At 71.9% G+C, this 20082-nt stretch carries 18 protein-coding genes and 1 riboswitch; of the genes, 12 read left to right on the forward strand and 6 right to left on the reverse strand.

What is annotated here, in order from left to right:
- Positions 1–39: 39 nt before the first annotated feature.
- The gene (locus AC3IX6_RS31715; protein ID WP_489366737.1) at positions 40–1737 is read left to right on the forward strand and encodes a flavin monoamine oxidase family protein; all 1698 of its coding nucleotides are present in this window, start codon (positions 40–42) and stop codon (positions 1735–1737) included.
- Between the two features lie 72 nt (positions 1738–1809).
- Here the strand turns inward: AC3IX6_RS31715 and AC3IX6_RS31720 are convergent, their stop codons facing one another.
- The 4 genes from AC3IX6_RS31720 to AC3IX6_RS31735 form a co-directional block, all read right to left on the reverse strand.
- The gene (locus AC3IX6_RS31720) at positions 1810–2421 is read right to left on the reverse strand and encodes a hypothetical protein (RefSeq protein WP_489366739.1); all 612 of its coding nucleotides are present in this window, start codon (positions 2419–2421) and stop codon (positions 1810–1812) included.
- Between the two features lie 99 nt (positions 2422–2520).
- Positions 2521–3171 carry a DUF5995 family protein gene (locus AC3IX6_RS31725; protein WP_388498396.1) on the reverse strand — a complete coding sequence of 217 codons (651 nt, stop codon included), beginning with the start codon at positions 3169–3171 and terminating at the stop codon, positions 2521–2523.
- Positions 3172–3247: 76 nt separating this feature from the next.
- Positions 3248–4672 (reverse strand): uracil-xanthine permease family protein, encoded by a 1425-nt coding sequence (locus AC3IX6_RS31730; protein ID WP_489371618.1) that lies wholly within the window; start codon positions 4670–4672, stop codon positions 3248–3250.
- An 88-nt stretch (positions 4673–4760) separates the two neighbouring features.
- Complete coding sequence (locus AC3IX6_RS31735) at positions 4761–5978, reverse strand: MFS transporter (RefSeq protein ID WP_489366741.1); 1218 nt, start codon at positions 5976–5978, stop codon at positions 4761–4763.
- A 54-nt stretch (positions 5979–6032) separates the two neighbouring features.
- On the opposite strand from AC3IX6_RS31735, the gene AC3IX6_RS31740 reads away from it, so the two are divergent.
- Positions 6033–7223 carry an ROK family transcriptional regulator gene (locus AC3IX6_RS31740; protein ID WP_489366743.1) on the forward strand — a complete coding sequence of 397 codons (1191 nt, stop codon included), beginning with the start codon at positions 6033–6035 and terminating at the stop codon, positions 7221–7223.
- 69 nt (positions 7224–7292) lie between these two features.
- Here the strand turns inward: AC3IX6_RS31740 and AC3IX6_RS31745 are convergent, their stop codons facing one another.
- Positions 7293–8039, reverse strand: coding sequence for an SDR family oxidoreductase (locus AC3IX6_RS31745; protein WP_489366745.1), 747 nt, complete (start codon positions 8037–8039; stop codon positions 7293–7295).
- A gap of 193 nt (positions 8040–8232) precedes the next feature.
- On the reverse strand, positions 8233–10605 hold the full coding sequence (locus AC3IX6_RS31750; protein WP_489366747.1) for a chitinase C-terminal domain-containing protein: 2373 nt from the start codon (positions 10603–10605) through the stop codon (positions 8233–8235).
- A 409-nt stretch (positions 10606–11014) separates the two neighbouring features.
- Positions 11015–11145: riboswitch (FMN riboswitch) on the forward strand.
- 153 nt (positions 11146–11298) lie between these two features.
- Here AC3IX6_RS31750 and ribD point away from each other — a divergent pair.
- The 10 genes from ribD (at position 11299) to AC3IX6_RS31800 (ending at position 20055) form a co-directional block, all read left to right on the forward strand.
- The gene (gene ribD, locus AC3IX6_RS31755) at positions 11299–12456 is read left to right on the forward strand and encodes a bifunctional diaminohydroxyphosphoribosylaminopyrimidine deaminase/5-amino-6-(5-phosphoribosylamino)uracil reductase RibD (protein ID WP_489366748.1); all 1158 of its coding nucleotides are present in this window, start codon (positions 11299–11301) and stop codon (positions 12454–12456) included.
- Positions 12457–13095 (forward strand): riboflavin synthase, encoded by a 639-nt coding sequence (locus AC3IX6_RS31760; RefSeq protein WP_489366749.1) that lies wholly within the window; start codon positions 12457–12459, stop codon positions 13093–13095. It abuts the gene before it with no gap.
- Positions 13092–13745, forward strand: coding sequence for a nicotinamide mononucleotide transporter family protein (locus AC3IX6_RS31765; RefSeq protein ID WP_489366750.1), 654 nt, complete (start codon positions 13092–13094; stop codon positions 13743–13745). Before AC3IX6_RS31760 ends, AC3IX6_RS31765 begins: the two co-directional genes overlap by 4 nt.
- Entirely contained in the window at positions 13742–15040 is a 1299-nt protein-coding gene (locus AC3IX6_RS31770) for a bifunctional 3,4-dihydroxy-2-butanone-4-phosphate synthase/GTP cyclohydrolase II (protein WP_489366751.1), read from the forward strand. Before AC3IX6_RS31765 ends, AC3IX6_RS31770 begins: the two co-directional genes overlap by 4 nt.
- 63 nt (positions 15041–15103) lie before the next feature.
- A complete protein-coding gene (gene ribH / locus AC3IX6_RS31775) occupies positions 15104–15592 on the forward strand; it encodes a 6,7-dimethyl-8-ribityllumazine synthase (RefSeq protein ID WP_150520523.1) in 489 nt (162 codons plus the stop codon).
- Positions 15593–15624: 32 nt separating this feature from the next.
- Complete coding sequence (locus AC3IX6_RS31780) at positions 15625–15903, forward strand: phosphoribosyl-ATP diphosphatase (protein WP_266876437.1); 279 nt, start codon at positions 15625–15627, stop codon at positions 15901–15903.
- Between the two features lie 111 nt (positions 15904–16014).
- Positions 16015–16863, forward strand: coding sequence for an ATP phosphoribosyltransferase (gene hisG, locus AC3IX6_RS31785; RefSeq protein WP_266876436.1), 849 nt, complete (start codon positions 16015–16017; stop codon positions 16861–16863).
- A gap of 77 nt (positions 16864–16940) precedes the next feature.
- Positions 16941–17405, forward strand: coding sequence for a PH domain-containing protein (locus AC3IX6_RS31790; protein ID WP_489366752.1), 465 nt, complete (start codon positions 16941–16943; stop codon positions 17403–17405).
- 200 nt (positions 17406–17605) lie between these two features.
- Entirely contained in the window at positions 17606–19015 is a 1410-nt protein-coding gene (locus AC3IX6_RS31795; protein ID WP_489366753.1) for a hemolysin family protein, read from the forward strand.
- Complete coding sequence (locus tag AC3IX6_RS31800; RefSeq protein WP_489366754.1) at positions 19012–20055, forward strand: hemolysin family protein; 1044 nt, start codon at positions 19012–19014, stop codon at positions 20053–20055. The genes AC3IX6_RS31795 and AC3IX6_RS31800 overlap by 4 nt, the downstream gene beginning before the upstream one ends.
- Positions 20056–20082: the final 27 nt, after the last annotated feature.

Genomic DNA, 20082 nt, shown 5'->3' on the forward strand with positions numbered 1-20082 from the left:
CTTCCCCCCCCTGCCCCACCCCGCTAGGAGTCGTACCCCATGACGTCCACGGTGCCCACCACCGCCGTCCCGCACAGCGACGGTCAGATGCCGATCACGATGTTCGGACCGGACTTCCCCTACGCGTACGACGACTTCCTCGCCCACCCGGCGGGCCTCGGGCAGATACCGGCGACCGAGCACGGCACGGAGGTCGCCGTCATCGGCGGCGGGCTGTCCGGCATCATCTCCGCGTACGAGCTGATGAAGATGGGCCTCAAGCCCGTCGTCTACGAGGCCGACCAGATCGGCGGCCGGCTGCGCACCGTGGGCTTCGAGGGCGCGGGCACCGAGGAGCTGACCGCGGAGATGGGCGCCATGCGCTTCCCGCCGTCCTCCACGGCCCTCCAGCACTACATCGACCTCGTCGGCCTGGTCACCGAGCCCTTCCCGAACCCGCTCGCCGAGGCCACCCCCTCGACGGTGGTCGACCTCAAGGGCGAGACCCACTACGCCGAGACCATCGCCGACCTCCCGCAGGTCTACCGCGACGTGTCCGCCGCGTGGAACGCCTGCCTGGACGAGGGCGCCGACTTCTCCGACATGAACACCGCGATGCGCGAGCGGGACGTCCCGCGCATCCGGGAGATCTGGGCGAAGCTCGTCGAGAAGCTCGACGACGAGACCTTCTACGGGTTCCTCTGCAAGTCCGAGGCCTTCAAGTCCTTCCGCAAGCGCGAGATCTTCGGCCAGGTCGGCTTCGGCACCGGCGGCTGGGACACCGACTTCCCGAACTCGATCCTCGAGATCCTGCGCGTCGTCTACACCGAGGCCGACGACCACCACCGCGGCATCGTGGGCGGCTCGCAGCAACTCCCGCTGCGCATGTGGGACCGCGAGCCGGAGAAGATCGTGCACTGGGCCCAGGGCACCTCCCTCTCCTCCCTGCACGGGGGCGCCCCGCGCCCGGCGGTCACCCGCCTGCACCGCACGGCGGGCAACCGCATCACGGTCACGGACGCCACCGGCGACATCCGCACGTACCGCGCCGCGATCTTCACGGCCCAGTCGTGGATGCTGCTCTCGAAGATCGCGTGCGACGACACGCTCTTCCCGATCGACCACTGGACGGCGATCGAGCGCACCCACTACATGGAGTCCTCGAAGCTCTTCATCCCGGTCGACCGCCCCTTCTGGCTCGACAAGGACGAGGAGACGGGCCGCGACGTCATGTCGATGACCCTGACCGACCGCATGACCCGCGGGACGTACCTCCTGGACAACGGCCCCGACAAGCCCGCCGTCATCTGCCTCTCCTACACCTGGTGCGACGACAGCCTGAAGTGGCTGCCGCTGTCCGCGAACGAGCGGATGGAGGTCATGCTGAAGTCCCTCGGCGAGATCTACCCCAAGGTCGACATCCGCCGCCACATCATCGGCAACCCGGTGACCGTGTCCTGGGAGAACGAGCCCTACTTCATGGGCGCGTTCAAGGCCAACCTGCCGGGCCACTACCGCTACCAGCGCCGCCTGTTCACCCACTTCATGCAGGACCGCCTCCCCGAGGACAAGCGCGGCATCTTCCTCGCGGGCGACGACATCTCCTGGACGGCGGGCTGGGCGGAGGGCGCGGTCCAGACGGCCCTCAACGCCGTCTGGGGCGTCATGCACCACCTCGGCGGCTCCACGGACTCCACCAACCCCGGCCCGGGCGACGTCTACGACGACATAGCCCCGGTCGAACTCCCGGAGGACTGACCCCACCGGTCCCCTCCGGCCCCCTGACGCGGGCCGCCACCCGCGCGCGCGAGCGCGGGCGGCGGCCCGTACTCATGTCCGGGGCGGCCGCTCCCACTCCGCGTCCCCGCGCCAGACGGCCCGCCAGCGTGCCTCGCACGCGCTCCAGCGGTTGGCGTCGTCGACCGCCTCCACGACCGGCGCTCCCTGCGCCACCCCGCAGTGCGCGCACAGCGCGTACACGCGGTGGCCGTCGCTCCAGCTCAGGCGCGAGTGATCGGCCTCGCACACCGCGCAGCCCTCGCCCGTGTACTCCCGCGCGCGCAGGATCCGCGGCATCGCCTCGGCCAGCGGGCCCAGCGGATGGAACTCCGGGTTCGGACACGGCACCAGGGGCCGCGGCTCGGGCGGGTTCGCCAGGCGCACCCCGGCCCGCTTCTGGAGCCGTCTGGCCTCCTGCCAGTCCAGGATGCCCGCGACCCACACCTCCCGGGCGGCTTGCAGCTCCTCCACTGCCCGCCCCAGCGAGTCGGGGTCCCGGGCCGGGTCGCGGGGGATGCGCGCACTGCCCCGCAGGTGGTGGAACGTCGCGCGGAGCCCGTACGGGGCGAACTGGGTCAGGCAGGTGCGCAGGGCCGACATCCGCCGGTAGGCCGGCAGCGCGGCGTCGTGCACGCGCAGCCGGTGCGTGGCGAAGCTGGTCACGGCCCGAGCCTAAGGGGTGGCCCGTAAGGCTGTCCGTCTCCAACGGGAGACAGCCCGTTTCGGTCAGCAGAAGATGAGCTCGACGTCGATCACGGGGTTTCACCCCGTAGGCGTCAGCAGGCAGCGGCCGACCAGGCCGACGCCCGCGTCGAGGGACTCGGTGAACTCCTCCGCCAGGTCGGGGGAGCGGCGCAGCGACCAGAGCAGGCGGGCCGACGCCCAGGCCCCCGCGCGGGCCCGCTCCAGGCTCCAGGCGCCGAGGAGGTGCGTCAGCGGGTCCGCGATCTCCAGCAGGTCCGGGCCCGGCATCAGGTCCTCCCGGATGTGCTCCTCCAGGGAGACCAGGGTGTCGCCGACCCGGTCGAAGTCCGCTTCGAGCGCGGCCGGTTCGCAGTCGAGCGAGCGGCAGGTGGCGACCACCGCCAGCGCCAGGTCGTGGCCGATGTGGGCGTTGATCCCGGCCAGCGCGTGCTGGAGCGGCCGGATCCCGGGGTGGCGGCGGTACTGGAGGAGCGGCCGCCAGCACGCCGGGGCCCGGTCGGCCTCCACCGCCGTCAGGTAGCGCTCGGCGAAGCGGACGCTGAGCGCTTCCGCCCGGCGGGGCGAGGGGAACGCGCCGTGCGCGATCCCCTCGTGCAGGGTCTGCGTCACCGTGAGGTACACCCGGTTGAAGACGGCGACGCCGTCCCGCTCGGGGAGCCGCTCGTCCAGGGCGCGCATCCGCGCCAGCACCGCTTCCATGGGGACCATGGGACGCAGCGTCGCAGCCGCCGGCCGGGATCAGGGGAACTTGGCCGTACGCTTCGCCGGTTCGGGCGAAACTCCGTCAACCCCGCTTGTCGCCGGGCTCCCCGGCAGGGCTCCCGCCCGCTCCGGCGGCCGTCTCGTCGTACGCCGACGTACCCGAGTCCAGCAGCGGCTCCTGCTGCTTCAGGTGGGCCGGCGCGAAGTACCGCAGCGCGTGGTAGCCCGTGATCACGACGATCGTGCCGAGCGCGATCCCGCCCAGCTCGAAGCTGTCGCTGATGTTCAGCTTGACCCCGCCGACGCCGATGATGATGCCCGCCGCGGCCGGCACCAGGTTCAGCGGATTGCGCAGGTCCACCCGGCCGTTGATCCAGATCTGCGCGCCGAGCAGGCCGATCATGCCGTACAGGATCACGGTGATCCCGCCCAGCACCCCGCCGGGGATCGCGGCGACGACCGCGCCGAACTTGGGGCACAGGCCGAAGAGGAGGGCGAAGCCGGCCGCCGCCCAGTAGGCCGCCGTGGAGTAGACGCGGGTGGCGGCCATCACGCCGATGTTCTCGGAGTACGTGGTGTTGGGCGGGCCGCCCACCGCCGTGGACAGCATCGAGGCGGCGCCGTCGGCCGCGATGGCGGTGCCGAGCTTGTCGTCGAGCGGGTCGCCGGTCATCTCGCCGACGGCCTTGATGTGTCCGGCGTTCTCCGCGATCAGCGCGATGACCACCGGCAGCGCGATCAGGATCGCCGACCACTCGAAGGCCGGCGCGTGGAAGGTCGGCAGCCCGACCCAGTCGGCCTTGGCGACCCCCGACAGGTCGAGCCGCCAGTGGTCCACGGCCTCGGGACCGCCCACCGTCGAGTGGATCTTGCCGAAGACGAGGTCGAAGACCCAGGAGATGCCGTACCCGAAGATCAGGCCGAGGAAGATCGCGATCCGCGACCAGAAGCCCCGCAGGCAGACCACGGCCAGCCCGGTGAACAGCATCGTCAGCAGGGCCGTCCACTGGTCCTGCGGCCAGTACGTGGACGCCGTCACGGGTGCCAGGTTGAAGCCGATCAGCATCACGACCGCGCCCGTCACCACCGGCGGCATCGCCGCGTGGATGATCCGGGCGCCGAACCGCTGGACCGCCAGCCCCGCCAGGAACAGCGCCGCGCCGACCACGAAGACCGCGCCCGTGACGACCGCGCTGTCCCCGCCGCTCGCCCGGATCGCCGCCGCGACGCCCACGAAGGAGAGCGAGCAGCCCAGGTACGAGGGGACCCGGCCGCGGGTCGCCAGCAGGAAGATGACGGTGGCGACACCCGACATCATGATGGCGAGGTTGGGGTCCAGCCCCATCAGGACCGGGGCCACGAAGCTCGCCCCGAACATCGCCACGACGTGCTGGGCGCCCAGCCCGGCGGTCCGCGGCCACGACAGCCGCTCGTCCGGCCGCACCACCGCGCCGGGGGCGGGGGTCCGCCCGTCTCCGTGCAGGGTCCAGCGCACGCCGAGGCCCATGTTCCACCGCTTTTCGTTCGTTCTTCGTTCTTCGTCGTGCATCAGGAGCGTGGCCACGCTACGAGGCCGTAGGTGACCAGGCGACATATTACGGCCGGATAGGTGCAGGTTCGTCCCGGTTGACGGCCGGGACCTCCGCCGCCACCGGCCGCTGCCGCAGTACGGTCGCCCCCACGATCAGCGCGAAGGACAACAGTGTGACCAGCCCGAACGACACCACCAGCGAGGTCGCGTCGGCCACCGCGCCGATCGCCGACGGGGCGATCAGCCCCGAGGTGTACGTGATCGTCGCGACACCGGCGATGGCCTGCGCCGGGGCCGGCCCGCTGCGCGCGGCCGCCGCGAAGGCCAGCGGGACCACCACCGCGATGCCGAGCCCGATCAGCCCGAACCCGGCCAGGGCGGCGGCCGGATGGTGGACCGCGACCACGAGCAGCCCGCCCGCGGTGGCCAGCGCGCCGCCCACGCGGACCGTGCGTACGGCCCCGAACCGGTCCACGACCTTGTCCCCGACCAGCCGGGCGAGCGCCATCGTCAGCGCGAAGGCCGTGGTCGAGGCGGCGGCGAGACCGGCGTCCGTGTGCAGCACGTCCCGCAGGTACACCGCGGACCAGTCCAGGCTCGCGCCCTCCGCGAAGACCGCGCAGAAGCCGATCGCGCCGATGAACAGCGCGGACTTGGGGGGCAGCGCGAAGTGCGGCGGCGCCTCCTCCCCGGCCGTGTCGGTCCGCAGGTCCAGGACGCCCCGTACGGCGATCAGCCCGGCCAGCGTCAGGGCGAGCGCGGCGACCAGGTGGTGCAGCCGGGCATCGGCGCCGGCGTGCGCGGCGACCGTGCCGGCGGCCGAGCCGATCAGGGCGCCCACGCTCCACATGCCGTGCAGCGAGGACATGATCGAGCGCCCCAGCCGGTTCTCGGTCTCCACGCCCAGCGCGTTCATGGCCACGTCCGACATGCCGGCGGTGGCTCCGTAGACGAAGAGCACGAAGCAGAGCGTCCACAGGTTCGGGGCGAGGCTCGGGAGGATGAGGGCGAGCGTCCACAGGCTCAGCAGCATCCGCAGGGCGGTGCGGGCGCCGAACCGGTGGTTGATGCGGCCGGCCAGCGGCATCGTGAGCGCCGCGCCGAGCGCGGGGAAGGCGAGGGCCAGGCCCAGGGTGCCCGCGCTGAGCTGCGCGTGGTCCTGGATCCAGGGGATGCGGGTCGCGAAGGAGCCGGTGACCGCGCCGTGTGCGCAGAAGACGCCGGCGATGGCGAAGCGGGCATGGCGCAGTCGCGCCGGGCTGAGGTCGGTTTCCCCGGTCATGACTCGTAAACTATCAGGGACCCTGCCTGATAGTTAGACCCCGGAACTCCTAGGATGGGCTTCGTGACTCCTGCCAAGGCCCTGACCACCGCCGCCACCGCCACCACCCGCGCCGCGTCCCCCGCTCCGTCCCCCGCCTCGCCGAGCACGGCCCGCGCCATCAACGACCGGCTCGCCCTCCAACTCCTCCAGGAGGAGGGAGCCCTGACGGCGCCCCAGCTCAAGGAGCTGACCGGCCTGTCCCGGCCCTCCGTGGCCGACCTGGTGGAACGGCTCACCGGAGCCGGACTGATCGAGGTCGTCGGGGAGTCCGGCGAACAGCGGCGCGGACCCAACGCCAAGCTCTACGGGATCGTCGCGCGGCGGGCCCACCTCGCCGCGCTCGACGTACGGACGGACAGCGCCACGGCGGTCGTCGCCGACCTCCTCGGCCGGCCGCTGGCCCAGGCGGCCCTGCCGGTGGACGCCGTGGAGGAAGCGGTGGACCGGCTGGAGGAGCTCGTCCGGGAGGCGGGCGCCGACCGGCTCCACACGGTGGTGATCGGAGCGCCGGGGCTGGTGGCCCCGGGCACCGGAGAGCTCCGCGACACCGCGGGCCTGCCCGCCTGGCACCGGGACCTGGTCGCGGCGGTGCAGCGGCGGCTGCCGGCGGTGGTCGTGGTGGAGAACGAGACCAATCTGGCCGCCCTGGCCGAACAGCGGGTCGGAGCGGCCCGGGACCTGGACTCCTTCGTGCTGCTCTGGCTCGGCGAGGGGGTCGGCGCCGCCGTGGTCCTGGACGGGCGGCTGCGCCGGGGCGCCTCCGGCGGAGCCGGGGAGATCGGCTTCCTGCCGGTGCCCGGGACGGGCGGCCTCCCGTCGGCCACGAACTGCGACGGCGGCTTCCACGAGCTGGCCGGGCGGGCCGGGGTGGCCGCGCTCGCCGCCGCCCACGGCTACGACGGGCCGGTCGAAGAGGCCGTCGCGGGCGCCGCCGGACCGGCCTTCCTCGACGCCCTGGCCGACCGGCTGGCCCTCGGGGCGGCGGCCGTCGCGGCGATCCTGGACCCCGGCTGCGTCGTGCTCGGCGGGGAACTCGGCCGCGTGGGCGGACCCGCCCTGGCGGCCAGGGTCGCCCGCCGCCTCACCGCGCTGAGCCCGGTCCCGACCGAGGTCCGGGCCGGCACCCTCGGCGACACGGCCGTGCTCACGGGGGCCCGGCTCGCCGCCCGCGAATCGGCACAGTCCGTCCTCTTCCCGGCCTGAGGCCCGGGGCCCGCCCGCTCCGGCCTGCCCGGCCCCGCGCCGATGGTCCGTAGAAAGCCCTCAGCCGGATCAGCCGGCTCCGCGGGCGGCCAGGTACTGCGCGAAGGTCTTCTTTCCCACCGCGTGCGCGGGCGCCAGGTTGCCGCCGCGGACGAATCCGGCGTACGCCTTGCCGGCCAGGGGGAGCGGCACCACGCGCCGGTGGATGCCCCGGGCGGCCAGGTACGCGCGGCCCAGATCGGTCAGCGTGTGGGTCTCGGGGCCGCCCATGTCCGGGACCCGGCCCGCCGGGTCCGCCGTCGCCAGCTCCGCGAGCCGGTCCGCGACCTCCTCGGCGGCGATCGGCTGGACCCGTACCCCCTTGGGCAGCAGGACCACCGGCAGCTTCGCCGCCGTTCCGGACACCCGGGCCACCAGGTCGTGGAACTGCGTCGTCCGCAGAATGGTCACGCCGAGCCCGGAGGCCTCCAGCAGCCGCTCCACGGCCAGCTTGCTCCGGTAGTAGCCGAGGGGGACCGCGTCCACCCCCACGATCGAGATGTAGACGACGTTCCGGACCGTCCCGGCCCGCCGGGCCGCCTCGATCAGGTGTCCGGCGGCCACCTCGTCACCGCCGCGCGTCGCGGTCGCGCAGTGCACGACCACCTCGGCGCCCGCCATGGCCGCGTCGAGTCCGGCGCCGTCCATCAGGTCCACCGGGTGGACGGGTGCGTGCCGGCTCAGGACGCGGACGTCCTCGTGGCCCGTCTCCCGCAGCCGGGCGACGACCAGCGCCCCCAGGTTCCCCGTGCCTCCCGTGACCAGGATGCCGCCCATGGTGTCCGCTCCCTTCCCAGGCCGGCGCGCTCAGGTCCGAGCCCGCCACCTGGGACCGTACAGCCCGCGGGGCCGGGGGAGTTGGCGGGACCCGGCAAGATCACCGGACCGTCCGGGGAAACGCGAGGACCCGGTGGCCGCCGGGCCACCGGGTCCTCACACCTCTTCGCCTACGCGGTCACCGCGCGGGTTGTCAGCAGGCGCCCTGGTCCTTCCAGACGCCCCACTCGCCCGTGGTGCCGGGCGTTTCGTTCTGCGTCCACCACTGGGCCTTCCAGTTGCGGCCCTGGTGCGAGACGACGTTGCCGCTGTTGTAGACCGTGCCCGCCACGTACGCCGGGTTGGTGCACGTGCCGCCCGGAGGGGTCGTGGGCGGGGTGGTCGGCGGCGTGGTCGGGGGAGTCGTCGGCGGGGTGGTGGGCGGCGTGGTCGGCGGGGTCGTGGTGCTGCCCGGCTGGACCACCGTGGTGCCGCGCGCCAGGTCACCGGCGAGCGCGTACGTCGTGCCGGAGATGTTCACCGTCCAGTTGGAGGGCGTCGAGACCGGCAGGTAGTAGTTGAAGGCCAGGTCGACCGAGGCGCCCGGGGCGAGCGTCTGCCACGCCGGGAGCTTCAGCGAGACCCGGTGGAAGTCGCCCTTCAGACCGCCGACGTTGCTGCCGGTGTGGTCGCTCTTGATCACCTTGGTGCCGAAGCCCGACTGGTCGGAGGCGTTGGCCGGCGACGAGGTCGAGTAGTCGAACTGGAACTCCGTGCCGCCCGGAAGCGTCGCGTTCGTGTTGTTGGTGATCTTGAGCTTCGGGGTGATCGGGTAGTTGGAGTCGCCGAGCTTGAACTCGTTGAACTCCGTCTTGATGTCCACGGCCTGCGTCGGCAGCGCGGTGTTCGACTTCTTGGCGCCGTACGGAGTGGCCGCCTTGAACTTGTCGTACATCACGGAGGTGAGCGTGTCGCCCATCTCGTACTGGCCCTTGGCGGCGTTCCAGCCGTAGTCGCCCGCCATCTCCCAGACCATGGTGCCGCCGATGCCGCGGTCGACCACGTAGTCGGCCTTGGCCGCCACCGACTGCTCGTCCTCCGTGGAGAGGAAGACCTTCTTCTGCGCGTTCCACAGCCACGGCGCGACCAGGGTCGAGTCGTACTTGCGGGCGTAGGTGCCGGTCAGCGTGGTGTTCGCGGGGAAGCCGTACGTGGTGACGTAGTCGCCGACGATCCCCTTCTCGAGGTTCTTGGCGTGCCACATCGGGTTGGAACCGGCCGGCGACTCGACGCCGTTGGTGTCCTTGTCGTGCCACAGGTTGTCGATGCCGGTCGCGCCGTCACCGCACTTGGTCAGACCCGCGCCTGCCGGGCAGGTGGTCGCGGAGGCCTTGCCCCACAGACCGTCGGTGCCGCCCTGGACGTTCTTGTGGCCGCGGGTGTAGTAGGGCAGGCCGATGTTGATGCGGCCGGCCGGCATGGAGCCGCGGAAGTAGTGGTAGGCCCAGTCGGTGTTGAGGTAACCGATGTTGCCGTACTGCGAGCTGCCGTAGACGTTGGCGGCCGCCAGTTCGGCGTCCTTGCCGTCGTCGAAGAGCGAGGCGTTGGGACCGACGTACTCGTTCCAGGCGCCGTGCAGGTCGTAGGACATGATGTTGACGTAGTCCAGATACTTCTGCATCTGGAAGGTCTCCATGCCGCGCAGCAGGTAGCCGGAGGACGGGGCGGCGACGGTCAGCAGGTAGTGCTTGCCGTCGGTGGCGCCGGCCCGGTCGAGCTTCTCGCGCAGGGACTTCATCAGGACGTCGTAGCCCTTGACCAGCCCGGCCCGGCGGGCGTTGGACAGCTGCCAGTCGAGCGGGTTGCCCGCGTCCTTCATGGTGGTCGGGTACTCGTAGTCGATGTCGACGCCGTTGAACCCGTACTTGCGGATGAACTCGACCGAGGAGTCCGCGAAGGTGTCGATGCCGGCCTGGTTGACCGAGCCGTCGGCGTTGGTGGCCATCGAGTAGAAGCCGCCCGACGCGACGCGGTTGCCGTCGTCACCGAAGTAGCCGCCGGTCTCCGCCCAGCCCCCGACCGAGATCAGCGTCTTGACGTTCGGGTTCTGCTTCTTGAATTTGTTCAGAAGGTTGAAGTTGCCTTTGTAAGGGAGGGCGGGGTCCATCTCGGCACCCGCGACGCCCGGCCAGGTCATCCCGGTGGCGGAGTTGTTCGCGTTGTCCGCGCCCACCGAGATCTTGTTGTTGCCGTCGACGTGGGCGAAGGCGTAGTTCAGGTGGGTGACCTTGGACCACGGGATGTTGCCGGGCAGGTAGGCGGGAGTGCCGTCCTTGCCCGTGCGCCAGCCCGTGAAGTAGCCGATGACGCGGCGCTGGTGGTCGGCGCCCATCTTCTCGCGGCCCTCGGTGTCGTAGACCGAGCAGTACGGGACGTCCACACCCGCGGTCTTGTACAGACCGTCGGGACGACAGGACTCGTTGTCGGCGGCGTGCGAGACGCCCGCCGAGAGCCCCGCGACCAGAAGCCCGGCGATTGCGGCGCCGGACGTCAGGAGCATGGCCCTCGTCTTGGTGGGGGACAGCATTGTGCCTCCTGGGGAGGGGAGGATGGCAGGACACAACAGGCTCATACGTGGTGCGTGTTGGCCCGTGACGTGCGCACATCTGACGGGCTGTCTCCCGGGGAAGATGAAGGGAACGTTAAGAGGACTAGACCAACCCGTCAATAGGTCTGGACCAAAGTGCGCGATCCGGCAAGACCCGTCGCGGTCTCCGGCAAGCTGCCGGCGGGGGCTCGGCAAGCCCCGGGGAGGGTTCGGTGAGCGCCCGGCGGGGACTCGGCAAGGGGGGTGGCGGTGATCCGGCAAGGGGGCGCGGATCGGCCGAACGGCGCAATCGGCGCGCTCGGGAGTGACCCGAGGTGTGACCCAGGCCACATTGACTCACCTGTATGGCCGCCGATCACCCGTGGCACACTGGCTTCAGTACCAGTAGCAGCGCACTCCGGGGTCGGTGTAATTCCGAACCGGCGGTTATAGTCCGCGACCCGTCCGCAGCCAGCGGCCGGTTGACCAGGTGAAATTCCTGGACCGACGGTTAAAGTCCGGATGGGAGGCAGTGCGCGGCGGGCCAGTTCACCGGTACGCCGCCGTCGGCGGTCCACAGGCGCGTCCCTCGGGACGTGCCGTCGAGCGGACCGTGTTTTCCGGCCTCGGCGTCCCCGCGTGCGCTTCCCGCTTCATCTGTCGTATCCCGACAGGCCCCGGAGTCCGTGCCCGATGAGGCAGGAGGACCCGGTGGCGACACACGCCGCGCACGCAGCACCCGACGCGGGCACCCGCGCCATGCGCCGAGCCATCGAGCTCGCCGCCCGCGGACTCGGCTCCACCAGCCCCAACCCGGTCGTCGGCTGCGTCATCACCGACGCCTCGGGCAGCATCGTGGGCGAGGGCTGGCACGAGCGGGCCGGCGGCCCGCACGCCGAGATCCACGCCCTGAACGCCGCGGGCCCCGCCGCCCGCGGCGGCACCGCCTACGTCACCCTCGAACCCTGCAACCACACCGGCCGTACGGGCCCCTGCGCGCAGGCCCTCATCGCCGCCGGGATCACCCGCGTGGTCTACGCGGTCCGCGACCCGAACCCGCAGGCCAGCGGCGGCGGCGCCACCCTGCGTGCCGCCGGGATCGACACCGCGGCCGGACTGCTCGCCGAGGAGGCCGAGGCGGGCAACGCCGCCTGGCTGACCTCCGTGCGCCTGGGCCGCCCGTACATCCTGTGGAAGTACGCCGCGACCCTCGACGGCCGCATCGCGGCCGCCGACGGCACCAGCCGCTGGATCAGCTCCCCCGAGTCCCGCGCCGACGTCCACCGGCTGCGCGCCGAGTCCGACGCCGTCGTCGTCGGCTCCGGCACCCTGCGCGCCGACGACCCGCACCTCGCGGTCCGGGGGATCGACGGCTTCACCGCCGCCGACCAGCCCCTGCGCGTGGTCCTGGACACCCACGCCACCATCCGGCCCACCGCCCGGGTCCTGGACGAGGCCGCGCCCACCCTGATCGCCGTCGCCGAGGATGCCGACACCCGCCACCTCGCCGGAGTGGAGCTGGCCCGGCTCCCGTACGACAAGTACGGGATCTCCGTGGACGCCCTGCTGCGCGAGCTGTACGGGCGCGGCATCCGCTCCGTCCTCCTCGAAGGCGGCCCCACCCTGGCCGGCGCCTTCGTCGCCGCGGGGGCCGTCGACAAGGTCGTCGGCTACCTCGCCCCCGTCCTCCTCGGCGCGGGCCCCCTCGCCCTCGCCGACGCCGGCATCGGCACCCTCGCCGACGCGCTCCGGCTCCGGATCACCGAAACCGTCCGCATCGGCACGGACATCCGCGTCACCGCCGTCCCCGCGTCGGCCCCCTCCGCCCCCACAGCCCTCAAGGAGCACTGAGTGTTCACCGGAATCGTCGAAGAACTGGGCGAGGTCGTCGCCGTCGAGGAGCTCGCCGAAGCCTCCCGCTTCCGCCTGCGCGGCCCGGTCGTCACCGACGACGCCAAGCACGGCGACTCCATCGCCGTGAACGGCGTCTGCCTGACGGTCGTGGAGACCGGTGACGGCGAGTTCACCGCCGACGTCATGCAGGAGACCCTGAACCGCTCCAGCCTCGGCGCCCTCACCCGGGGCTCCCGGGTCAACCTGGAGCGCCCGATGGCGCTCGGCGGACGGCTCGGCGGCCACCTGGTCCAGGGGCACGTGGACGGAACCGGCGAGATCATCTCGCGGACCCCCTCCGAGCACTGGGAGATCGTCAAGGTCGCCCTCCCGGAGAACCTCTCGCGCTACGTCGTCGAGAAGGGCTCCATCACGGTCGACGGCGTCAGCCTCACCGTGGTCGAGGCCGCCGCCGACTGGTTCACCATCAGCCTCATCCCCACCACCCTCGCGCTGACCACCCTGGGCATCAAGAAGCCCGGCGACCCGGTCAACCTCGAGGTCGACGTCCTCGCCAAGTACGTGGAGCGGCTGCTCGCCGCCGGGGTCACGCCCCTGGCCTCAGACGTGCTGCACGGTGAGGGGGAGTCGAAGTGAGCGCCCTGACCTGGCTCAACACCGAAGCCTTCGAGATCTTCGACCAGAAGGTCATCTGGTCCGACATGATCGGCAACCTGATCGGCCTGGGCGCCCTCGCCCTCGGCTGGCGGCGCTCCATATGGACCTGGCCCGCCCAGCTCCTCTCCGGCCTGATCCTCGTCGGCGCCTACGCCTCCGCCCATCTCGCGGGCGGGGTCGGCAAGCAGCTCCTCGTCATCGGCGTGGCCGTATGGGGCTGGCGCGCCTGGCAGCGCGGCAAGCAGGACGCCCAGGACGGCTCCATCGCCGTCCGCACCGCCTCCTGGAAGGAGCGCGGGCTCCTGCTGGCCGGCGCGGCCGCCGGGACCCTGGCCGTCGGCGGACTGTTCACCCTGTACCCGAGCCTGTCGTGGAGCCCGTGGGCCGACGCCTACATCTTCGTCGGCACCATCGTCGCGATGGTCGCCCAGGCCCGCGGCCTGGTCGAGTTCTGGTTCGCCTGGCTCCTCGTCGACCTGGTCGGCGTACCCCTCGCCTTCAACAGCGGACTGGCCTTCTCCGGCCTCGTCTACGTCGTGTACTTCGCCCTCGTCGTCTGGGGCGCCTACGACTGGTACCAGCGCTCGCGCACCACCACCGCCCCGGCTCTGGAAGGAGCAACGGCATGACCCCGAACCCCGTCCTGAAGCCCGTGCCCGACGTCGAGCAAGAGGTCTTCCGGCTCGACCCCGTCGAGCAGGCCATCCGCGACATCGCGGCCGGCCGTCCCGTGGTCGTCGTCGACGACGAGGACCGCGAGAACGAGGGCGACCTCGTCATCGCGGCCGAGAAGGCCACCCCCGAGATCATCGCGTTCATGATGAGCGAGTGCCGCGGCCTGATCTGCGCCCCGCTGGAGGGCGACGAGCTGGAGCGGCTCGAACTCCCGCAGATGGTCCAGCACAACACCGAGTCGATGCAGACCGCCTTCACCGTGTCGGTCGACGCGAGCGGCGCCCACGGCGTCACCACCGGCATCTCGGCCGCCGACCGCGCCACCACCCTGCGGCTGCTGGCCGACGGGGTCTCGGGCCCCGAGGACTTCGTCCGCCCCGGGCACGTCTTCCCGCTGCGCGCGAAGCCCGGCGGCGTCCTGGTCCGCAACGGCCACACCGAGGCCGCGGTCGACCTCGCCCGCCTCGCGGGCCTGCGCCCGGCCGGCGCCATCGTGGAGATCGCCGGCGAGGACGGGGTGATGCTGCGACTGCCCGAGCTGATCCCCTTCGCCCGCAAGCACGGTCTGACGATCATCTCCATCGAGGACCTGATCGCCTACCGCCGCTCCGCCGAGCCGACCGTGCGCCGCGAGGCCCAGGTCAGCCTGCCGACCTCCTTCGGCCACTTCACCGCGTACGGGTACCGCTCCACCGTCGACGGCGTCGAGCACGTCGCCCTCGTCCACGGCGAGATCGGCGACGGCGAGGACGTCCTGGTCCGCATGCACTCCGAGTGCCTGACCGGGGACATCTTCCAGTCGCAGCGCTGCGACTGCGGCCCCCAGCTGCACACCGCCATGGAGCGGGTCCAGGCGGCCGGCCGCGGTGTGATCGTCTACCTGCGCGGCCACGAGGGCCGCGGCATCGGCCTGCTGTCCAAGCTGCGCGCGTACGAGCTCCAGGAGCGCGGCCGCGACACCCTCGACGCCAACCTCGAACTGGGCCTGCCGGCCGACGCCCGCGACTACGGGGCCGGCGCCCAGATGCTCGCCGACCTCGGAGTCCACAGCGTCCGGCTGCTGACCAACAACCCCGAGAAGGCGGAAGCCCTCATCAGCCACGGCATCAAGGTTTCCGACCGGGAGCCGATGCCCATGGAGGCGGGCGAGCACAACCTGCGCTACCTGCGCACCAAGCGGGACCGGATGGGCCACGACCTGCCCTGGCTCGACGGGGCAGCGACCACGTCCGCCTGCGGCAACCAGTAACACCACACCCGAGCACCACCCCACACGCGGTAACACCGTACGAATGCAACGAGGAGCAGAGCTGTGAGCGGCAAGGGCGCACCCGAACTGAGCGTGAAGAACTGCGGAGACCTGCGCGTCGCAGTGATCGCGGCCCAGTGGCACGAGAAGGTCATGGACGGCCTGGTGGACGGCGCCCTGCGGGCCCTGCACGAGCTGGGGATCGACGAGCCCACCCTGCTGCGCGTCCCGGGCAGCTTCGAGCTCCCGGTCGTGGCGAAGGTACTGGCCGGTCGCGGTTACGATGCCATCGTCGCCCTCGGCGTGGTCATCCGCGGCGGCACCCCGCACTTCGACTACGTCTGCCAGGGCGTCACCCAGGGCCTGGTGCAGGTGTCGATCGACACCGGAGTCCCCGTCGGCTTCGGCGTACTGACCTGCGACAACGACGAGCAGGCGCTGGACCGCGCCGGGCTCGAGGGGTCGAACGAGGACAAGGGGCACGAAGCGGTCACCGCCGCCGTCTCCACCGCCATGACCCTGCGGACCGTCAGCGAACCCTGGCGCCAGTAGGCGGCCGCGGACCCCGTATTCTGAGGACCATCATGGCGAACAAAACCCCCAAGAGCTTCGAAGAGCTCTTCACCGAGCTCCAGCTCAAGGCCAACGGTGACCCCAGCACCTCCCGTACCGCCGAGCTGGTCGGCAAGGGCGTCCATGCCATCGGCAAGAAGGTCGTCGAAGAGGCCGCCGAGGTCTGGATGGCCGCCGAGTACGAGGGCAAGGAAGCCGCCGCCGAGGAGATCTCCCAGCTGCTCTACCACGTCCAGGTGATGATGGTGGCGCGCGGGATCACCCTCGAAGACGTCTACGCGCACCTCTAGGCCGCAGCAGTTCTCAGGCCGCGCGGGCCCCGGCACACCCTGCCGGGGCGTCCGCGCGTCCACCACACGTACCAGCACACCCTTTCGCACCTACGCACCCGAGGAAGCCCCATGCTGCGCATCGCCGTCCCCAACAAGGGTTCACTCTCCGGACCGGCGTCGGCGATGCTCCATGAGGCCGGCTACCGGATGCGCAAGGAGTCCAAGGAGCTCGTGGTCGTCGACCCCGAGAACGAGGTGGAGTTCTTCTACCTCCGCCCCAAGGACATCGCGATCTACGTGTCCTCCGGCAAGCTCGACATCGGCATCACCGGCCGCGACCTGCTGCTCGACTCCGGCGCCAGCGCCGAGGAGATCCTGCCGCTGAACTTCGGCCGCTCCACCTTCCGCTACGCCACCATCCCCGGCACCGCGAAGGGCCCCGAGGACTTCCACGGGATGACCATCGCGACCTCGTACGAGGGAATCGTCGCGAAGCACCTCGCCGACCAGGGCATCGAAGCCTCCGTCGTCCACCTCGACGGCGCGGTCGAGACCGCCATCCAGCTCGGCGTCGCCCAGATCATCGCCGACGTCGTCGAGACCGGCACCAGCCTGCGCAACGCCGGACTGGAGGTCATCGGCGAGCCGATCATGACCTCCGAGGCCGTCGTCATCCGCGGCAACGGCACCGACCCGGAGGACCCGCGGGCCCAGCAGTTCCTGCGCCGCCTCCAGGGCGTCCTGGTCGCCCGCAGCTACGTGATGATGGACTACGACTGCCGCGCCGAGCACCTGGAGCGCGCGGTCGCCCTCACTCCGGGCCTGGAGTCGCCGACCGTCTCCCCGCTGCACAACGAGGGCTGGGTCGCCGTCCGCGCCATGGTCCCCGCCAAGGAGGCCCAGCGGATCATGGACGACCTGTACGAGCTCGGCGCGCGCGCCATCCTCACCACCTCGATCCACGCCTGCCGCCTCTGACGCGTACGACGGCACCACGCCGCTCGCACCCTCACCGCTCGGCACCACCCGGCACCACCCGAAGGCACCTGACGAACATGGCCGACGCCACCGCCCAGCCCGCACCGCCCGCCCTCCCGGTCACCTTCCGGCCGACCCGCACCCGGGCCGTCCTGCTGGGCGTGGGCGCCGTCATGTTCGTCACGATCACGGCCATCGCCCTGGGCCTCGAAACCCTGCACCCCGGTGAGCGGATCGCCTTCGTCTTCACCGCGGCCCTGCTCTCCTCCGTCCTCGTCCTGCTCAGCCGCCCCAAAGTGGTGGCCGACGAGACCGGGGTCACGGTCGTCAACCTGACGACCACCCGCCGCCTGGAGTGGGCGCAGATCCTGCGCGTCAACCTCCGCCCCGGCGACGCCTGGGTGTTCCTCGATCTGAGCGACGGCACCAGCCTGCCCGCCCTCGGCATCCAGCCCGGGGTCGCCAAGGCCCAGGCGATCGGCGACGCCCGCGCCCTGCGCGCCCTGGCCGAAGCCCGCGGAACCGGCTCAAAGAACGACTGAGCCCGGCCGACCTCGTCGCTGCGTCCCATTGCGGCGGCGATCTCAATGACTAACCTGGTGTGGGGGCGCGACCGTGCGCCCTCCCACCGGCCCCGGGACCCCGAGGCCCGTGGGCACCTGCGACTCGAGGAGTGACTCCCTCCAGCAATGGACGGATCGTCCGGTAGTACACGCGCCGCCCTCCCCACGGAGGCGGCGGCATGACCATCCCGCTACTCCTGCTCGTGGCGGCATTCGCCCTGATCCTCGCCAACGGTTTCTTCGTGGCAGCCGAATTCGGCCTCGTCACCGTCGAGAGACCCGAGGCCGAACGCGCCGCGGCCGAGGGCGACCGCCGTGCCCGCACGGTCGTCGCAGCCCTGCGGGAGCTGTCCTTCCAGCTCTCCGGCACCCAGCTCGGCATCACCATCACCTCCCTCGTGGTCGGCATGCTCGCCGAGCCCGCCCTCGCCGCCCTGCTGGCCGGGCCGCTCGAAGCGACCGGCCTCCCCAAGGGCGCCGTACCCGGCGCGGCCGTCGTCATCGGCATGCTGCTCGCCTCCGCCGTCCAGATGGTCGTCGGCGAGCTCGTCCCGAAGAACTGGGCCGTCTCCCGGCCGCTCCAGGTGGCCCGTTTCGTGGCCGGCCCGCAGCACGTCTTCTCCCGGGTCTTCCGGCCCGTCATCGCGGGCCTCAACGCCGTCGCCAACCGGCTCGTCCGGGCGCTCGGCGTGGAGCCCACCGAAGAGATGGCCTCCGCCCGCACCCCCGGCGAACTGGTCTCCCTGGTCCGCCATTCGGCCCAGGCCGGAGCCCTGGAACAGGACACCGCCGACCTCTTCGTACGGACCCTCTCGCTGGGCGAGCTCACGGCGCAGCTGGTCATGACCCCCCGGGTCAAGGTCAGCGCCCTCCAGCACACGGCCACCGCGGCCGACGTGCTCAACCTGACCCGCGCCACGGGCCTGTCCCGCTTCCCCGTCTACCGCGAGCGCATCGACGAGATCACCGGGGTCGTCCACCTCAAGGACGCCCTCGCCGTGCCCGAGTCCGAGCGCGCCCGCACCAGCGTCAGCGGGATCTGCGTGGCCCCCCTGCTGGTGCCCGGCTCCCTGCCGGTGCAGCCCCTGCTGGAACGGCTGCGCAGCGAACAGCCCATGGCCGTGGTCGTCGACGAGTACGGCGGCACCGCCGGCGTCGTCACCCTGGAGGACATCGTGGAGGAGCTCGTCGGCGAAGTCCGCGACGAGCACGACCTCGCGGAGGACGGCAGCCCCGAACTGGCCGCCGTACCCGCCGAGGACGGCCGCCCCTCCTGGGAGGCCGACGGGAGCTGCCGCGTGCAGACCCTGCGCCGCATAGGCCTGGAGGTCCCCGAAGGGCCGTACGAGACCGTCGCCGGGCTCGTCGCCGACCTGCTCGGCCGCATCCCCGCCCCCGGGGACCGCGCCGAACTCCCCGGCTGGAAGCTCTCCGTGCGCCAGGTCCGCCGCTACCGCGCCGAGCGGGTCCGCCTCGTGCGCACCGCTCCCGCGGGCCCCGGCGCACCGGGTTCCGACGGGCAGAGCTTCTACGGGTTCGGCCCGGGCCCTGCCGCCCCCGCGGAGCTGGCACGGGTGGGTGGCCGGTGAACGCGCTCCAACTGCTGTTCGCCCTGCTCCTCGTCCTGGCCAACGGCTTCTTCGTCGGCGCCGAGTTCGCCCTCGTCTCCGTCCGCCGCAGCCAGATCGAACCCCTGGCCGCCGACTCCAAGCGAGCCCGCCAGGTGCTGCACGGCCTGGAGAACCTGCCGCGCATGATGGCCGCCGCGCAGTTCGGCATCACCATGTGCTCGCTCACCCTCGGCGCCGTGGCCGAACCCACCGTGGCCCGGCTCCTGGAGCCCGTCTTCCACGCCGCCCACGTGCCCGAGGGGCTGATCCACCCGCTGGGCTACGCGGTGGCCCTCACCGCGGTGATCTTCCTGCACCTGGTCATCGGCGAGATGGTCCCCAAGAACCTCGCCATGGCCGCCCCCGAGAAGACGGCCCTGTGGTTCAGTCCCGGACTGGTCGCCTTCGCGCGGGTCTGCGGGCCGGTCACCACGGCGCTGGGCGCCTGCGCCACGCTGATCCTGAGGCTCTTCAAGGTGGAGCCCAAGGACGAGGTCGAGGCCGTCTACACCTCCGCCCAGCTCGGCCGCCTGCTCAAGGACTCCCGGCAGGCGGGTCTGCTGGAGCCGGTCGAACAGGAGCGTCTGGAGGACGCGCTGGAACTGGGCAGCCGCCCGGTCACCGACGTCCTCCTCGCCCCGGACCGGCTGGTCACGGTCGGTCCGGCCGTCACCCCGCGCCAGATCGAGCAGCTGACGGTCCGCACCGGGTACTCCCGGTTCCCCGTCCGCACCGACAGCGGTGCCTTCATGGGCTACCTGCACGTGAAGGACGTCCTCGACCTGGAGGACCGGGAACGGGCCGTGCCCCAGCGGGTCTGGCGCCGGATGACCACGGTCTGCTCGACGCTCCCGCTGGACGACGCGCTGACGGTGATGCGCCGCGACGCGACCCACTTGGCGCAGGTCGCGGACCCCTCCGGCCGGGTCCTCGGCCTGGTCGCCATGGAGGACGTCCTGGAGACGCTGGTAGGGGAGGTCCGCGATCCTGCCCACCGGGGGTACGCGCGAAGCGCGTAACGGGCCGCCCTGCGGGGGCTGGTAGGG

The organism is Streptomyces sp. GL_141 (assembly GCF_057834385.1).

Excerpts from the sequence above, each read along its gene's own strand:
- AC3IX6_RS31715 (WP_489366737.1), top strand. The coding sequence starts at position 40 with ATGACGTCCACGGTGCCCACCACCGCCGTCCCGCACAGCGACGGTCAG.
- AC3IX6_RS31725 (WP_388498396.1), bottom strand. The coding sequence starts at position 3,171 with ATGGTCCCCATGGAAGCGGTGCTGGCGCGGATGCGCGCCCTGGACGAG.
- AC3IX6_RS31730 (WP_489371618.1), bottom strand. The coding sequence starts at position 4,672 with ATGGGCCTCGGCGTGCGCTGGACCCTGCACGGAGACGGGCGGACCCCC.
- AC3IX6_RS31735 (WP_489366741.1), bottom strand. The coding sequence starts at position 5,978 with ATGACCGGGGAAACCGACCTCAGCCCGGCGCGACTGCGCCATGCCCGC.
- AC3IX6_RS31740 (WP_489366743.1), top strand. The coding sequence starts at position 6,033 with ATGGGCTTCGTGACTCCTGCCAAGGCCCTGACCACCGCCGCCACCGCC.
- AC3IX6_RS31745 (WP_489366745.1), bottom strand. The coding sequence starts at position 8,039 with ATGGGCGGCATCCTGGTCACGGGAGGCACGGGGAACCTGGGGGCGCTG.
- AC3IX6_RS31750 (WP_489366747.1), bottom strand. The coding sequence starts at position 10,605 with ATGCTGTCCCCCACCAAGACGAGGGCCATGCTCCTGACGTCCGGCGCC.
- ribD (WP_489366748.1), top strand. The coding sequence starts at position 11,299 with ATGAGGCAGGAGGACCCGGTGGCGACACACGCCGCGCACGCAGCACCC.
- AC3IX6_RS31770 (WP_489366751.1), top strand. The coding sequence starts at position 13,742 with ATGACCCCGAACCCCGTCCTGAAGCCCGTGCCCGACGTCGAGCAAGAG.
- AC3IX6_RS31780 (WP_266876437.1), top strand. The coding sequence starts at position 15,625 with ATGGCGAACAAAACCCCCAAGAGCTTCGAAGAGCTCTTCACCGAGCTC.
- hisG (WP_266876436.1), top strand. The coding sequence starts at position 16,015 with ATGCTGCGCATCGCCGTCCCCAACAAGGGTTCACTCTCCGGACCGGCG.
- AC3IX6_RS31790 (WP_489366752.1), top strand. The coding sequence starts at position 16,941 with ATGGCCGACGCCACCGCCCAGCCCGCACCGCCCGCCCTCCCGGTCACC.
- AC3IX6_RS31795 (WP_489366753.1), top strand. The coding sequence starts at position 17,606 with ATGACCATCCCGCTACTCCTGCTCGTGGCGGCATTCGCCCTGATCCTC.